The organism is Photobacterium sp. AWH4_225 (assembly GCF_056158405.1).
Map to the genome: position 1 here is coordinate 31,976 of NZ_JBSWTF010000006.1, position 14,984 is coordinate 46,959.

Sequence of the window (14,984 nt, forward strand, 5' to 3'; positions counted from 1 at the left end):
AACAAATAGGGATTTACCATGTTAAAACTATTTCTGCCGTCCTCTCTTCTTATTCTTTCTGCTTTTGCCAATGCCAGCGATACACACATCGGCTCAGTAACCTTGGCTCAACCGTTCCCTCTCCAATCCGCCGACTTGATTGATGGGCATGTCGACTTCGGTAATACGTTCTCATCTGTGGAGCAGCTTTGTGTAAAGCCTTCATATGAAAGTAGCCACACGTGGATGACGACGCTGAATGTCTATGACAACAGCAACAATTCAGTCTTCAACTCTTTCTATAACAACAATGTAGAGTATTGCCGTGCTGTCCAGACAGACGAGCTTCGTGAAGCACTCATGACAGGAAAGTTCAACATTGACGTTAAACCCCAGACCTGGGGCTTGCAGAGCCTAACTGTAACTATCGTAGGTACAGCCAATACCGTTGCAGGAGAAACCGTGACGCTGGATGCCTCAGAACATACAATGAGCGGTTATGGTGGTAGCTACCTGTCTCATTTTGTTGAACCAGGAACCACATACTCAATTGAGGTAACAGAAAATAACTCGGCCCACAATGATCGCGGGGACAGGTTTGCAAATGTAGGCGTGGCGTACATCGATAAAAACGGCGAAAAGAAAATTTCCATCGCCAACGACAACGTTTCATATATCACTTCAACAGGAGAACTACAGTTCTTCCTTATCGATGACGCACAAAACAACAGCGGAAAAATCGAAATTAATATCCAGCGAGTAAATATTGATTAAGATTACCGACTGACCTGTGTAACGGAGGCAGCCAAACGGCTGCCTTTCTTGTTCTGGTACCTCACAGGAACAGCTGCAGCCTTCGAACCACTATTCGTTAGGAAGATTATTTTTTTCAATGCTTTACGATGAATAGGCCAGAATACAGCACAGTACGGTATTCTCACTTAACCGAAACAACAACGAGCATAAAATGTATTACAAGTGTAATACACAACTCAGCGTAAACATCTGCTATTAAAGAGCCATATCAAAGTAGTCCGCAACACAAACAAAGAAAAGTACAACAAGCTGTGAGCCCTCCTCCAATAGTACCTACAGCTACTTTCAGTCCTGACACCACCGCATTACATATTGCTCTAAACCACCAAAAAACAGGTTAGAAATGATACGTAAAATCTCTCTCGTTATAGGGATACTATCCTTGCCCGTTATGGCCAGCTTCGAAGAAGCTCCTGCAACCTGGACAGGTTTGACAGCAGGCAAGTTGTTAGACATTAGCAAACAAGGTGATCAAGGGTTCCAATATTCAATGCTATACATCATGGGTCTGGCCGACGGACTAGAGAGCCAATACATTACGAACTGGCAACGAGCCTGCCGTTCTGAGAAAGAAGCAACCAACCAAGAAATCGCAGCCAGAGTACTTACACGTATGGAAACATTAAATGCACCCAACAAAACGGCTGGGAATGTCGCGGTGAACGCCTACCTCAATGAATATTGTGATAATGAGATCATTGATGCTGACAGTAGACTCTACGACTCGCAATGATGTATTACATATGTAATACATAAAAGCAATCAAAACAATGATTTTTAAGCAATAAGATATAAATCAAACTACTTTACTTATCCTTTTGATATGCTAGCTCTCTTCTGCAATTTATCGTACAAGGAAGAGCACCATGACCACTGCGATCTTTATTGAGGATGCAGTACTACCTCAACTATTTACGTCAGCCATCGAAGCGTATGAAATCGAACACAAGGCAACGCACCGCTCGCGGGCCAAGGACAGAATAGAAACGTTCGGCCTTTTATGGGGACATATCATTCCGGAGAAAGGCAACAAGCCCGCACGCTGTGTAATTACCACAGCAACTATTGAAACATCTGCCGTACGCGATCACGGATCGGTAGCCCCTGACTTTGAGTCCATTCAAAAGAAAAAAGAATTCTTCGAGCGCTACTGGCCAAACTTGGAGCTGATCGGGACATTCCATTCCCACCCTTATGATTCACTGGATGAAGTTAATCATGAAACAGGTTGGCGAGCATCTAAAAAGGATGAGGAATTTTTCTCTTACATCCATGAGGTAATCGCACCAGAGCAAGATGAAATGGTGCACCTGATCCTGACAATCACCGAGCTGCAGCGCAATGGTTGGGCGTACCCGAGCCGACTAGCAAACAGTGAAATGGACAAAGGCTTTGTCCTATCAGCAGAAAGACGCAAGCTCTGGCTACGCGCCTATGCTTCATCGCATGCCGAAGATAACGGTGAAGGTTATTACTATCATCATGATGACGTACACCTACAAGCCCCTTCGCTGGAATGCCGATTCTTCGAGAACTAACACAATGCGGCAACTAACACGTTGCCGCTCTCTATTGAGCCAACAACTATAAGTATTACAAATGTAATACATTATCGTTCCAAATGCTTTGATTTAAAGACTTCTTTTCGATGGTGCTCTAGATAATACTTTTGCTCGTCTGTAAACGAGCCAACATTCAGCGGGTAAGAAATAGCCCAAGATTTTAGGACGTCGATAACAGGAGGCTCAGCAACCAGCAGCTCACCGTCATCAGCAAAAGAAATCCAACCACGGTCAAATAAACGGTCGATGTGCGGTGAAAGCAAGAAGCCATTGTAGCCATCTAGCTTTTCTATATTCGATGAATCACACCAAGGCTTACTATGACTAGCCACTAAGAAACGCTTATCAGCAAGTCCAGTCACACGACAGTGAGATTCAATGAGCTCCAAATTGCGACGATACTTACCTTGTCCTCGTCGAGACTTAACAAGTTGCTCTTTTTCAGTTTGAGTCAAAGATGTATCTTGCTCAAGCTGCTGCAAAGCAGCACTCTCTTTTTTCTCAACCTTCTCATCCATATCGACAGCAACAGGCGCTTCTGTTTCCTTACCAGCTAGTGAGAACAGAACCTGAGCTAACTCAGTAGAAACGCTAGCCAAATAACAGCCTTGGTTGCCATTACCGTTTTTTTGAATAGGGGAGTACTTTGCTGGTAATAGAGGCTCAATTTTATCGATATGATCTTTGGCACGAAATGGTTTCTCTAGCATGGTCCATTTCACTTTTACTAACCATCCTTCATCATCCCAATAGTCACCCTTATTACCAAACTCACTCGGTTTTGCTGAAGAGCAACATGCCTCTACAACTTCACCTATCGCTTTCACCTCTGCATATGCAAAAGAGAAAACGGTATCGCCTACCGCAGTACGAGGCATATTGTCGTAGCTATGGTTTTTTGCCCCGTTAGTATTCTTCTTCGGCGACCAAATATAGCCTCCGCGGATCTCCTCAGCATGAGTTTGTTTATGGTTAACCCACCAATACATTGCTGGCCTCGATATTCTAGAAAAGATGATGACTGATCCTCACACATGAAAAAGGGGGGAGCAACCCATTGAACAGTAAAGGTGTAATACGCCATGTCCATAAAGGTGTACTTTCAGGACAGTCCGCAGTGACATCGCTTTTATTGTCCAAGATCTCCTGTTGCACAAACCTGTACATGACCATAAAATCACATATAACATAATGGACACTATTGCAGGGTTACACAGATGCTCATCGGCTATGCACGGGTCAGTGCCAGCGACCAGTCGCTCGACATTCAAGTCGAGCAGCTGAACCAGCTGGGCTGCGAGAAGATATTCAGGGAGAACGCCAGCGGCAAGGACTCCGACCGCTCCCAGCTACAGGCGATGATCGATTTCTCCCGCGAGGGCGACACCATCCATGTCATGAAGGTCGACCGCCTCGCCCGCAACACCATCGACGCGCTACAGATCGCCGACACCCTTGCCGCCAAGGGCGCCGGCCTGGTATTCCACGATCTGGGCAACGTCGACATCAACAGCGACGTCGGCCGAGTGATCTACACCACGATTTCGGCCTTCGCCGAAATGGAGCGCAAGCGCATCCTTCAACGCTGCAACGAAGGAAGAGAAAGAGCACGGGCGGAAGGGAAGCACCTAGGCCGCTTCCCCGACACCGAGCTGCACAGCAAAATACGCCAGCTCGCCGATCAAGGGATGAACAAGCATGCCATCAGCAGGCAGCTGGGATGTAGCAGGACAACAGTTTACAAGGTTTTGGAAATGAACAATTTTGTCTGGAATGACTTTGGCACACTGGTATCGGCAAAAAATACCGGCTCGTTAATCATTATTGAAAACCATGCAGGGGAAACACGTAAGATGAGTATAAAAAAGTACCAACAAAGCGCTCTTGATGTATTTGAAAAATCGCAGGGCCTGATCGGTCAGCAGATCGCTATCAGAACCAGTCAAAACACCAATAACTGGGATACTTCCGAATGGTTCAGTGAGGTTGCGCCAAAATGATCGAGTTTCAACCTGAAATGGCGGGTGCCATAGTATTCGGGGCATTGGTAGTACCGGCCATCGTATTCTATCGCTCGCATAAAAAAATAAAGGTAAAACTAAAATATCTGGAAGATAAAAACCAAAACCTCAGGGCTGCGCCCCGACAACAGAATGACGAAGAACTGAAATCACTTTACCAGAAATTGCAAAACCAAGAGCGAAGTGCAGATCTGCTTGGTCGTATCATTGCCCAAAAAGATAAGGAGATATCTTCTACGCATGATGAAGTGATTGAATTAAAAAAAGAGTTGCGACAAACCAAGGAGCTTGTAGAGTCCTTGCGTTCAAAGCCTCAAACAGAACGCGTAGGAAAACGTACATGTCGTCGCCAAGACACTTTTGAACAATGCATTGAAATTGTCAGGCAACATCAACCTGACATGCAGGCTTATAAAGTGAATAAAATATTTCCCGAGCATTTCCAGTTTAGGCTGGACGTCTATGGAGCCGTCATAGATAACCTTAGCTATTTTGTAGAAATCGATACCGAGCAAAAAATCACCCTCCTGAAGAATAACGGAGAGGTATTAAAAACATTCGATAACAGTAGTGAGTTTAAGGGTTGGCTCAATTAAATGCGCAGCAACGTGATGATGCCCCCGCTAGCGGGAAGAAAGAAATTCGTTATGCCCGTCAATGACTAGGGCATAGAAAAAACGTACATTACAAACAGGCAGCAACAAGGAGGTTGATATGCAGCTAACCGTCGGCGAGCTCAAAAAAATGCTTGAGCTTTACTCGGATGATACGGAAATTTACTTTGGCGGGCTTGATTTCTACCGCTTGAAAACCCGGGGAGAAAAACTGGTTCAGATCGAGTTCGATCAATTGGTCTACAAGCAAAAAACGACAGGAAAAGTTGTGGTCGAAAATTTTGACTAAACATAAAGACCATAGGCATGAACTGGATCAACCCTAATATAATGTATTACATTTGTAATACACAGAACATCTACAACCCCCGACGCTTCACATAATCACTCAACGTACTCGGTGCAGCATCAACCAGTTTGGCTGTCGCCCTGATCCCTAACCCCATTGTTAGATATTTCTCTATTTGGTCACGTTTTGCATCAAGTTTGAGGGTTTTCGCAGGACCTTTAGGCCGGCCTAGTTGATGGCCGGCAGCCTTACGGGCTGCTAATGCTTCTTTAGTACGCATACGGATAAATTCGCGTTCGATTTCACCGGCAAGCCCAAGCATAGTGGCAATGATTTTTGATTGCAGCGAACCGTCAAGTTGCATGTTCTGTTTAGCAATATGTACTTTCAGCTGTTTTTCCATGCATAGCTCGAGAATTTCTAATACCTGCAGAGTAGAACGAGCCATACGCGTGACTTCTGCAAAAACAATGGTATCGCCTTGTGTCATCCCTTCTAGCAGGCTGCCAAGTTTCCGCTGCCGCCATTTTTTTCGTCCTGACACGGTATCTTCAACAAACACAAGATCAGAAAGACCGCTCCGGTTAGCGTATTCGTAAATTCCATGTTTTTGGTTTGAGATATCCTGGCTATCCGTTGAAACACGTAAGTAGGCATAGCTAGTCATAAGTCATCCTTGTTTATAATTTATTCATATCACGCTATAGGATCTTATGGTTAAAAGGAACTGTGTAAGTTATTGATAGAGTGTAATTATGCTTCCTGTAGCGCGCTGTGAGCAAAGATCTTGGCTTGGTAAGGAAATTTTGCGGGGTTGATGCTAAGTGCTCTTAGGTTTGGATTGAGGCCGCTTTTGGTTGTTGTTTTTATCTTGATTGTGAGTTGAGATTTGTTGTATCAGGTGATGTTAGTTTGTTTAAGGATGCTGAAGCGTCAAAGACTTATCCACATATCCACGCTATATAACAATATATAACCCTATATATAACTATATAGAGTATATAAAGTATATAGGCTCAAAATTGACCTTTTTAAACAATACGTTAAGTCACTTTAGGTCACAAATTTTTCCGGTTAATGATCTTTTTTTTCCTGCAACTGATCTTTTTTTTCCTGTAAAGGTCACATGATTTTCCGATCTAATGATCTTTTTTTTCCTGTAAAGGTCACATGATTTTCCGATCATGCTTCCGGGAATATGGGGATAACTCTAAGTCTGTGTTTTATTGGTTCGCTGTGCTTTTCAAAGGGTCACATAATTTTCCTAAGAGAGTTTGTTATGGCATAGCAATCAGGCATAATTGGGCTTTTGGTCACTGCTTTTTCCGATTTCCCCGCTGAAACCGGAAAATTATGTGACCTTAACACGCAAATTTGGTTATTTTAGGGGGAGGGGCAGTGACCAATTTGGAGTTGCAATTGAAGGGCACACAGCAGGAAATTGTTCGCACGGATGACAGCAAGCAGCTACCGGCGCAGTTTTTCAAGAAGAGCCATGATCTTATTTTCAGCCAGACCTCCCTTTCAGCCCGGGAACACGATTTGATGGCACTGCTGCTGAGCCGATTGCATGAGGAGCATTGGGAGTCGTTCAAGAACGGGCTTATTCCCAAGTCGCCGGCTTACAATTTCAATTCCGATGTGCTGTGCGAATGGCTCGGTGTGAAGAAAGCCGATCTCTACAATACGTTGTCCGATACGGCTGACAGGTTGTCTGATCGTAAAGTGGGAATAAAGCGTGAAGGAAAACAGAGTTTTGCCTTTATCCCGCTGTTCAAGCGCCTCGAATACCAAGATGCGGTATTGACGATGACTCCCAATGATGAGCTGATGCTTGAATACCTAGGCGTTTCGCAAGGACATGCCCAGGTCGATCACCGGGTCTTCCGCAAGCTGAGGCGAGAACACTCCAAGCGCCTTTATCCGCTTCTGTGCCGTTTCAAAAACGAGGGGACGAAGCTGCACCCTCAGTCTATTGCCGACCTACATGCTTTTTTCGGTTTGCTCAACGAAAAAGGTGAGCTGATCAAGAAAAGCTACGCCAACAACAAGGTCTTCATCGAGCGCTGTATCAAGCAGTCTATCGAGGAGATCGCTAAGACGGACCGAAATATCGAGTTCGACATTGGTCCCGATGGTTATATTGGTTACCAGCCAATCAAGAAGGGCCGTAAGATCGACAAAATCGATTTTCTGTACAACTGGACCACCGTCCATCAAAAAAAATCGCGGGCCAAGAAGCCTGTACTGGAAGAAGCGTTGACGTATTCCGATGCCGTGAAGACATATTGGGATATTGAATTCGAACGGGCAATTCCTACTCCGGCGGAGTTCCATAATGTGAAGAACCGACTGGGCGAACTTGCTATGGATGATGACATTGCAATCAATGAGGCATTCATGCTGAAGTTCAAGGGCGCGATGGCTATTGTTGAGGAATACGGCACTTAAGAAACATGTAAGCTGATTAGCTTCTTTTTGATGTTATTGATTATGTTATATAGTTTGTAAAATATTAAGTTATAGTGCATTAGAAAAGGCATTATTGATCCCTTTCTAATGTAATTGACCTATCCCCTATTTCACCCGCTCCCGATCTATGCCGAGCAACTTTAGACCCGCGACCAATTCCAGAACCAAACTGTTATGTTACAGGCACATGAATACCACACGACAAGGATTGTTTAACGGAATAAATCAGGGACGGATACAAGGACAGGGCGCTGTTGCAGCAGCGTAGCCTGAACAGGAAAGGAATAGCATAGCCACTCCATTCTGCCGCTTAAATGCGGTCGTATCAACTCGTCTTATTTGAACCAACTCCCAACTTTTTAGGAAACCGACCTTTCCTGGTCGTAGCGGGGACAACCACGCCAGCGACATAAAATAAGTGGGCGGCCTGCCGGTTAGCAATACGGCATAAAGAAACAGGCGGTGACAACCGGACTCCCGTCTTGACGGGGACGTACCCGTATCATGGTTGCAGTAGATACGGGTAATAAGCAGGTAAGGCGAAACGGGTGATAACCATACATTGCCCTGCTGTTAGGTATGACCTGAGTGTGACGACGTCACGCGTTGAACAGGCGCAAACCAGCAGGGAAACGGAAGAGAGTAACGCCTCGACCTGCAACGGTACTGGCGAACCGTGCGACTATGCCCAGCCCTAACTAATCTGTCGCAGAACCATCGCACCTGATAAAGGATCCGGAAGAAGAGCCAACATACTTTCTTTGATGGAAAAGCGGGTTGATGCTAACGCACTTGTGTGGCATCACCCAGCCCCCGTCATAGATACCTGTACGTAAAAAACGTCCGATATTCACGTACAACCAGCCAATGAACAGCCTCCATCACACCACACATAACTGTTTACCCCTTAGTCTTCGAAAAAAAATTTCGCGGCTGTCCGGATTTAACAGCGGTAAATTGGTCACTTTGTGACCAGTAATCCAAACGGTACTGCATGGCTTTATATACTCTTCATGGAGACTAACCAACGCGCAAGGACGGAGGACACATGAAAACCTGGCTAACCCTGTTGTTCATTTTGGCCGTACCAACAGCAGCGACCGCGGCAAGCTTCACGGCCACTGAGCAATGCCCGCATTCCCGGAAGCTGAAAGAATTAAGCTGCCAACCATCTCTACCAACACTTACCGTCGGGAAAACCTACGCAGCACTGAAGTACAACTCTCCGGAAGAAAAAGTCATTTGGATCGATATTCCCGGACAAGGAAAAAGATGGACCTATGCCTATTGCGGCAATGCCGAAGGCGAGATCGGTTATAACAACCCAGATAGGAAAGCGAAGCACACACCCGGCATGTTTGATTACTACAAGCTTGCGATAAGTTATTCGCCGGAATTCTGCATATCCAAAGACGATTACAAACAGGAACAGTGCAGCCGGAACTGGATAGTCCATGGCCTATGGCCCCAGTACGATAACAGCAAGGAAAAAGGCTATCCGTTAGAGTGTGCTACCCAACAAGGGAAATTTGATGACATAGACAAAACGAGGATTTGGCAGTACATGCCATCTGATTATCTAATCTGTCATGAATGGAACCGGCACGGTACCTGTTCCGGCCTCAAGCGCTCGGAGTACTTCGCATTGACGGAGAAGCTTTGGCAAACTTTAACCCTACCAAGCTTGCAGCACCGCCATTACAGCGCAACCGAGCTCAAAGAACAGATCATCTCCACTAACCAGCAATTGAATAGCTATATGATTGAGCTCGCATGTGACGAAAACCATCGGTCGCCGAAAGCCAGCGATGATACCCTCGATGAGATCCGCATCTGCTTCGACCGCAGCGGTGAACCGATGGCTTGCACAGAGAAGGAGAAATCCTGCAGCACCGGACGTTTCATGGTCAGGACGATTGAGGGTAATTAGCATGGCAACTATCCTCGAAACGCCTCCCACAACCGTAAGCAATGAGCAGCAGGTGCTGGCTGAGGCTCTGGATGTGGCGATTCCCGGCAAGCATAACGGTAATCTGCTGATCGGGACATGGAATATCCGCCGGTTCGGTAACCTGACCCGTAAATGGGGAGAGGACGGCAATGACTACAGCCCGAAAAGGGATCTCCGGAGCCTGCTATCCATTGCCAGTATCATCCGCAGGTTCGATGTCTGTGCGGTACAGGAGGTCGGCAGCAACCTGAGGGCATTGCGGGATATGATGAAGTATCTCGGTGACCGCTGGGCCTTTATCATGACCGACGTCACCAAGGGCAAAAAAGGAAATAGCGAGAGACTTGCCTATATCTTCGATACCGAACGGGTACAGTTATCAGGGCTCGCCTGCGAACTGGTACTCCCGCCGGAAGTCCTGGAAGATCCGAATAACATCAGCAAGCAGTTTGCCCGGACACCCTATGCGGTAAGCTTCAGGGCGGGAGACGAAACATTTATTCTGGTGACCGCCCATATTCTATATGGTGACAGCAGCCAGGAGCGCGTTCCCGAACTGGAAGCCATCGCTGAGTGGATGGCAGACTGGGCGAAAAAGAGCAAGCGGTTCCACCATAATCTGATCCTACTAGGTGATTTCAATATCGACCGGGAGGGAGACCCATTATGGGATGCATTTAGTTCGACAGGCCTTGTCGTACCCGATGCACTCAACAAGGTACCGAGATCGATTTTCCACGGAGGGAAGGATGACAAATTCTACGACCAAATTGCCTGGTTCACCCAGTCGAGGAAGGCCCAGCTGAATATGTCATTCCTGGACGCCGGTAATTTCGACTTTGTTCCGGTCCTCTACCCTAGCCTCACCCGGCAGCAGTTATCGCACCGCATTTCCGATCACTACCCCCTATGGGCCGAGTTTGCCCGGCGGTAGGTAACTGACACGGAGCATATTTCACAACACAGCACAATGCCTCGCAAAACGGGGCATTTCTTTTTCCCGAGCTCAAGAACTGCACTAACCTCAAGCTCTCGCAGCCATCAGAGAGACACATGCGCTTCCTCAAACTCCGTACCGACCACAACCGGACCCGGCGCGACGGCAGCCGATATGTCACCCCGCTGATCGTCGACGCGCCGCGCAAGTTTGCCCCGAGCGATAGCCGTACCGAGACCAGCTTGAAGCGCACCCGCTGCCAGCTGATCACCGGTGCCCACGATTCCGGCAAAAGCCGCTGGCTAACGCGCCTGCGGGAAAACCGCAACGAAATCTGGGGCCGCAAGCCACAGCCGGTATTGCTGGAAGGATTGATGCCGCTATCCAGCTGGGTAGAAGTAAAGGGGATAGAGCGATGGTACGCTGATTTTACTGCCGGCGAGGACGCCCCAACGCCATGGCAACGGCTCAACCTACAGCTCAAAGCCGACCTGCTCGCCGATTACCTGCTCGATACCCAGACGCTGCTGTTTGTCGACGATGCCCACAAGCTAACCGGACGCAAGGCGCAGGTCGCCCGAAAATGCATGATGTCGGCCAAGCTGTGGCTGGTTGCAGCCAGCGAAGAGGGCCGCCTTCCGCCTTCCATCCGCCCAATCATCGAGCGCCGTGATCCCCAGCGTATCAACCTCGAGAGCGACGTCAGCTACGATACCACCAAAGCACTGGTCTGGTTCCTAGTCGCACTCTGTGTCGTCGCCGGAGCCTGGGAGGCCGGGGCCGTGATAGGCGGCCTGCAGATGCTCGGCAGCGGGAGGCGCTCTACCCGTGCTGACTAGCATCGTAAGAATACTCCTGCGCGCGCTGGTTGTTGCCCTGCTGATCCTGCACGCGGCACTGACATCCGTTGCCACCCTAATGCTTCCGGCTGATGCCAAAGCGGCGGAAGAGGGGCCGGGGTGGCAGATCAGCCTGCCGTGGAGCCAGCCGGCAGAAGCACCGCCGGACATCCAACCATTCGAGCTACCAACCCTCAAAGGAGAGGCGCCGCACTTTGTGACGCCGTCACCGGCTTTGGCACCGGCCCCGAAGGTCGACCCCGATGCGATTTTCACCGTGATCAACAACTGTTACCCGGAGAAAACCAAGTTCAAGATCGATCTCAGCCTAGTTGCCGGGGTACGTTCGAGCATCGACCAGTTCAACAGCAGCGACTGGCCGGCGATCACCGACCACTACATCGGGGTCGTCGGCGAGATGCCGCTCTATTCGACCACCGAGCAGGCTAGGGAAAGGGAGTGGGAACACAAACGCAGGGTCGGTACCGCCAAAAATGTCGCGACCTTTGCCCAGGCCCTGGCCAACCGTAACCATGCCTACCGCGAGATGGGGTTATATCTGGTGATGGAAGCCCGTTCGCAGGCGCGGGTCAGGCAGGGGATCGCCAATATAACCGAGCAGATCGGCTTCCTCGAGAAAGTGGCCGCTGCCCAGCGCGATATCCTCAAATACGAAAGCCAGATTGTAGAGAACCGGCTGGCGTTGATCTCGATGTGTGACACCGCGAAGCAGGAGCAGGTAAACACCTACCTGAAATCGCTCGCCTACCTGCCGCCACCGGATAACTCTTTGCAGCAAAGGTTGCCCCAATGAAATGGCTCAACCATACCCTGATTGCCGGTGCGGTCTGCGCCGTGATATCACCGCCCCATGTTGCGGCCTGTGTAGCGGGGGCAACCGCCCCTGACTGGTTTGAATATATCGCCAAATTAACGGGGCGCCATATCAAACACCGGGGCCCGACCCACATCTTCACCCATTGGCTGCTTGCCGCCGTTGCCTCTACATTTATCTGGGACTACCACGGTCTGCTGGCTGCCTTTGCATGGGGCGGTGTCAGCCATATCCTGACCGATGCCATGACGGTATCGGGCGTGCCGTTCTCGCCCTACAGCGACAGGCGCTTCCACCTGTTCGGCGGCCGTTTCCGTACCGGTGATCCTATCGAGTACGCAATCGCGGCCGGCGTAGTCGTTGCCTGTATCGCCATCGGCCATGTCACCGGCAGCGGAAGCTTTGCACCTTTTTTCTATGACTGGAGCGGGCTATACCAGCAAGGCCTGATTGATGGTGCCGAGTGGAAGGCCAACCGGTTTAGACTTATTTAGTGTATTACAAATGTAATACACTAAATGGCTTTAATGTTTATTGTGAATAAATCACTTGTCACGTTGAATGCTTGCTTGAATTATCCGACTCATAATATTGGTCTGCTAAGTGAGGGAAGCAGATACGAAAAACACTCACCGCAATTAGCTAATGGCCTCGGCCAGAATGGCAATCTCTTCAGCCAAACCTGACAAAACAAAGGGGATGAACCAAGCCAGCAGGTTAACTAGAACCCCTTAATAATATTTAACTTTTTTCATTGCTACCGAAGTGTACTCTTGAGCAAATTCCAATAGCCGGAACGATCCTATGTATATGCGTAATGATAAAAATAAAAGATGCTTACCTACATCGTTTACCACCCAGAAAAACAGTGTACATGATAACAAAACTAGTCCGACATCACTGTATATCACACCTTCCTTCTTCAGAAAGCAGCGGGGCGGCTAATGAATATCGGGATTTTCATTAGCGGGGATGTGCAGTACTGGCGCCCACTCGCGGATCAGACCTATCAATACCTCGAAAGGCATCTGAGCCGTATTGGATACAAGATCAGCCTGATCAACCCACAGTTTATAAATCAACAGTTCTACCACCTGCTCAATATTGACTGTGTTTTTATTGCCCAGCACGATATGTTAGCTACGAAGGGATACACACAGGCATTACTGGATATCGAGAATATCCACTATGTCGGTTGTGGTGTGGAAACTGCCAATAAAACCTACAACAAGAAAAGCCTAAAAAAAATATTAGGCTACGAAAACCTGCCCGTTGCTACATATCGTGAAATTTCCCGGAATAGCCATTCTTCATATGAGGAAGTGTTTGATTTCGCGTCATCACATATCAAACTCAGCACACTGACGCAAAAACTCTGGTATGGCGAAAGCATTATCGATATTCGCGACACTGCCAGCACCGAAAGACAACTTCAAGAATGCTTCAAGTTCTGCGATACGGCAATGGTCGAGCCCTATAATCCGCAGACAGTACATATGGCCTGTATCATCATCAACAGAACACCGCTTGCCATAGTTAAAAGGGCGAGTATGACCAACGGTTCCCCCTATATCTACACCGATAACTACAGTATTGATCCCAACGATGCATTACAAATTGAACTGCTCTCCCAAAGAGCCTGTGATCTTCTTGCGCTGGAAGGACTGGTCCAGATTGACTTCCAGGTCAGCCGTGCATTCGGAGTCGTGTTTGAAAATGTATTAACGTACCCGCCTATTTATCAGGGAGGAGGTTTTATAACCGCCCTGAACAAGGCGAAAGCCGACCCAGAAGCAATATTGAAAAGCCTCATCCAGGAGGCCAATTGCTATTGCGTTATTTAAGTAATTTTTTAAACAAGGCAGCGATAAAAGTTATGCTTGATTTGATCGTAAAATATGCACGTTTTTCAAACAACAACAAGAGTACTCACAGACTGATTATTACCATTTACCTTCTGTGGCTACCGTTAAATAGCATTTTTTTACTGGAGACTGAAAATTTAATCTGGGTAGCCACACTCGTTATACACTTTACCGGAGTTATTTTCTTCCACCAAAGTTCAGACTACAAAGCTAAATACCTCCATAATTGACCAACACGGAATGCCCTTGATGCAAGAATAACCTTGCTCCCTAAACTTTTATGTATTACATTTGTAGTACATAAAAGAGAGGGCAACCCCGTGAAAGTCATCGCTATTATCAACCAGAAAGGCGGCGTGGGAAAAACCACTACGGCCATCAACCTGAGTGCCCAGCTTGCCAAAGAAGGCAAGCGCACTCTTGCTATCGACCTCGACCCGCAGGCCAACTTGACCGTCGTACTCAGCGGCGGACAGTTCGAGTTCGAGACGACTATCTCGCATGTTTTCGAATCGGCCAAGAAGCACCCGATCAGCCAATCTATTGTCCCTGCCCAGGCCGGTGGCGATAACTTCGACAACCTTTCACTATGCCCGGCAGATATCCGCCTGAGCCGGGTGATTGAGCAGAGCCTTACCAAGGTGCATCGCGAGCGTATCTTGCTTAAGCAGTTGGATACCATCAAAGATGATTACGATCTGGTTATCTTGGATTGCCCGCCTAACCTCAGCCTGACATCCGTCAACGCTATGATGGCCGCCGATCTTTTCCTGATCCCGGTTGATGGCGGATCGTTCTCGTTGA

15 protein-coding genes and 1 pseudogene are annotated in these 14,984 nt (G+C 47.9%); 14 read left to right on the forward strand and 2 right to left on the reverse strand.

Going from position 1 to position 14,984, the window contains the following annotated elements:
* Positions 1 to 18: 18 nt before the first annotated feature.
* The 3 genes from ACXAD4_RS29460 to ACXAD4_RS29470 all read left to right on the forward strand — a co-directional run bounded on the left by ACXAD4_RS29460 (position 19) and on the right by ACXAD4_RS29470 (position 2,333).
* Complete coding sequence (locus tag ACXAD4_RS29460; RefSeq protein WP_475245849.1) at positions 19 to 753, forward strand: hypothetical protein; 735 nt, start codon at positions 19 to 21, stop codon at positions 751 to 753.
* 424 nt (positions 754 to 1,177) lie between these two features.
* A complete protein-coding gene (locus ACXAD4_RS29465; protein WP_475245850.1) occupies positions 1,178 to 1,528 on the forward strand; it encodes a hypothetical protein in 351 nt (116 codons plus the stop codon).
* Positions 1,529 to 1,661: 133 nt separating this feature from the next.
* The gene (locus ACXAD4_RS29470; protein WP_475245851.1) at positions 1,662 to 2,333 is read left to right on the forward strand and encodes an MPN domain-containing protein; all 672 of its coding nucleotides are present in this window, start codon (positions 1,662 to 1,664) and stop codon (positions 2,331 to 2,333) included.
* 71 nt (positions 2,334 to 2,404) lie between these two features.
* Here ACXAD4_RS29470 and ACXAD4_RS29475 read toward each other — a convergent pair whose 3' ends face one another.
* Entirely contained in the window at positions 2,405 to 3,346 is a 942-nt protein-coding gene (locus ACXAD4_RS29475; RefSeq protein WP_475245852.1) for an HNH endonuclease, read from the reverse strand.
* 228 nt (positions 3,347 to 3,574) lie between these two features.
* Between ACXAD4_RS29475 and ACXAD4_RS29480 the strand changes: the two are divergent.
* The 3 genes and pseudogenes from ACXAD4_RS29480 to ACXAD4_RS29490 all read left to right on the forward strand — a co-directional run.
* A pseudogene (locus ACXAD4_RS29480) lies at positions 3,575 to 4,111 on the forward strand (recombinase family protein); the annotation flags it as partial.
* A gap of 242 nt (positions 4,112 to 4,353) precedes the next feature.
* Positions 4,354 to 4,974: a hypothetical protein gene (locus ACXAD4_RS29485; protein ID WP_475245853.1), complete on the forward strand. Its 621-nt coding sequence runs from the start codon at positions 4,354 to 4,356 to the stop codon at positions 4,972 to 4,974.
* A 118-nt stretch (positions 4,975 to 5,092) separates the two neighbouring features.
* Positions 5,093 to 5,281, forward strand: a complete 189-nt coding sequence (locus ACXAD4_RS29490) for a hypothetical protein (protein ID WP_475245854.1) — start codon at positions 5,093 to 5,095, stop codon at positions 5,279 to 5,281.
* A 70-nt stretch (positions 5,282 to 5,351) separates the two neighbouring features.
* Here ACXAD4_RS29490 and ACXAD4_RS29495 read toward each other — a convergent pair whose 3' ends face one another.
* Complete coding sequence (locus ACXAD4_RS29495; RefSeq protein ID WP_475245855.1) at positions 5,352 to 5,948, reverse strand: recombinase family protein; 597 nt, start codon at positions 5,946 to 5,948, stop codon at positions 5,352 to 5,354.
* Positions 5,949 to 6,679: 731 nt separating this feature from the next.
* Here ACXAD4_RS29495 and ACXAD4_RS29500 point away from each other — a divergent pair.
* From ACXAD4_RS29500 to ACXAD4_RS29535, 8 genes are all read left to right on the forward strand, one after another.
* Positions 6,680 to 7,732 carry a replication initiation protein gene (locus tag ACXAD4_RS29500; protein ID WP_475245857.1) on the forward strand — a complete coding sequence of 351 codons (1,053 nt, stop codon included), beginning with the start codon at positions 6,680 to 6,682 and terminating at the stop codon, positions 7,730 to 7,732.
* 1,069 nt (positions 7,733 to 8,801) lie between these two features.
* Complete coding sequence (locus tag ACXAD4_RS29505) at positions 8,802 to 9,683, forward strand: ribonuclease T2 family protein (protein WP_475245859.1); 882 nt, start codon at positions 8,802 to 8,804, stop codon at positions 9,681 to 9,683.
* A complete protein-coding gene (locus tag ACXAD4_RS29510; protein WP_475245861.1) occupies positions 9,670 to 10,638 on the forward strand; it encodes an endonuclease/exonuclease/phosphatase family protein in 969 nt (322 codons plus the stop codon). Before ACXAD4_RS29505 ends, ACXAD4_RS29510 begins: the two co-directional genes overlap by 14 nt.
* A 119-nt stretch (positions 10,639 to 10,757) precedes the next feature.
* Positions 10,758 to 11,480 (forward strand): hypothetical protein, encoded by a 723-nt coding sequence (locus ACXAD4_RS29515; protein WP_475245862.1) that lies wholly within the window; start codon positions 10,758 to 10,760, stop codon positions 11,478 to 11,480.
* A 79-nt stretch (positions 11,481 to 11,559) separates the two neighbouring features.
* On the forward strand, positions 11,560 to 12,294 hold the full coding sequence (locus tag ACXAD4_RS29520) for a hypothetical protein (RefSeq protein WP_475245867.1): 735 nt from the start codon (positions 11,560 to 11,562) through the stop codon (positions 12,292 to 12,294).
* Positions 12,291 to 12,809, forward strand: a complete 519-nt coding sequence (locus tag ACXAD4_RS29525; protein WP_475245863.1) for a metal-dependent hydrolase — start codon at positions 12,291 to 12,293, stop codon at positions 12,807 to 12,809. Before ACXAD4_RS29520 ends, ACXAD4_RS29525 begins: the two co-directional genes overlap by 4 nt.
* Positions 12,810 to 13,259: 450 nt before the next feature.
* Entirely contained in the window at positions 13,260 to 14,159 is a 900-nt protein-coding gene (locus ACXAD4_RS29530) for a D-alanine--D-alanine ligase family protein (protein ID WP_475245864.1), read from the forward strand.
* A gap of 341 nt (positions 14,160 to 14,500) precedes the next feature.
* Positions 14,501 to 14,984 (forward strand): ParA family protein (locus ACXAD4_RS29535; protein ID WP_475245865.1); only part of this gene is annotated, 484 nt, incomplete at its 3' end.

What these genes read in the sequence shown, in the direction of transcription:
- ACXAD4_RS29485 (WP_475245853.1), top strand. Translation starts at nt 4,354, where the DNA reads ATGATCGAGTTTCAACCTGAAATGGCGGGTGCCATAGTATTCGGGGCA.
- ACXAD4_RS29475 (WP_475245852.1), bottom strand. Translation starts at nt 3,346, where the DNA reads ATGTATTGGTGGGTTAACCATAAACAAACTCATGCTGAGGAGATCCGC.
- ACXAD4_RS29530 (WP_475245864.1), top strand. Translation starts at nt 13,260, where the DNA reads ATGAATATCGGGATTTTCATTAGCGGGGATGTGCAGTACTGGCGCCCA.
- ACXAD4_RS29460 (WP_475245849.1), top strand. Translation starts at nt 19, where the DNA reads ATGTTAAAACTATTTCTGCCGTCCTCTCTTCTTATTCTTTCTGCTTTT.
- ACXAD4_RS29470 (WP_475245851.1), top strand. Translation starts at nt 1,662, where the DNA reads ATGACCACTGCGATCTTTATTGAGGATGCAGTACTACCTCAACTATTT.
- ACXAD4_RS29520 (WP_475245867.1), top strand. Translation starts at nt 11,560, where the DNA reads ATGCTTCCGGCTGATGCCAAAGCGGCGGAAGAGGGGCCGGGGTGGCAG.
- ACXAD4_RS29515 (WP_475245862.1), top strand. Translation starts at nt 10,758, where the DNA reads ATGCGCTTCCTCAAACTCCGTACCGACCACAACCGGACCCGGCGCGAC.
- ACXAD4_RS29495 (WP_475245855.1), bottom strand. Translation starts at nt 5,948, where the DNA reads ATGACTAGCTATGCCTACTTACGTGTTTCAACGGATAGCCAGGATATC.
- ACXAD4_RS29490 (WP_475245854.1), top strand. Translation starts at nt 5,093, where the DNA reads ATGCAGCTAACCGTCGGCGAGCTCAAAAAAATGCTTGAGCTTTACTCG.
- ACXAD4_RS29525 (WP_475245863.1), top strand. Translation starts at nt 12,291, where the DNA reads ATGAAATGGCTCAACCATACCCTGATTGCCGGTGCGGTCTGCGCCGTG.
- ACXAD4_RS29505 (WP_475245859.1), top strand. Translation starts at nt 8,802, where the DNA reads ATGAAAACCTGGCTAACCCTGTTGTTCATTTTGGCCGTACCAACAGCA.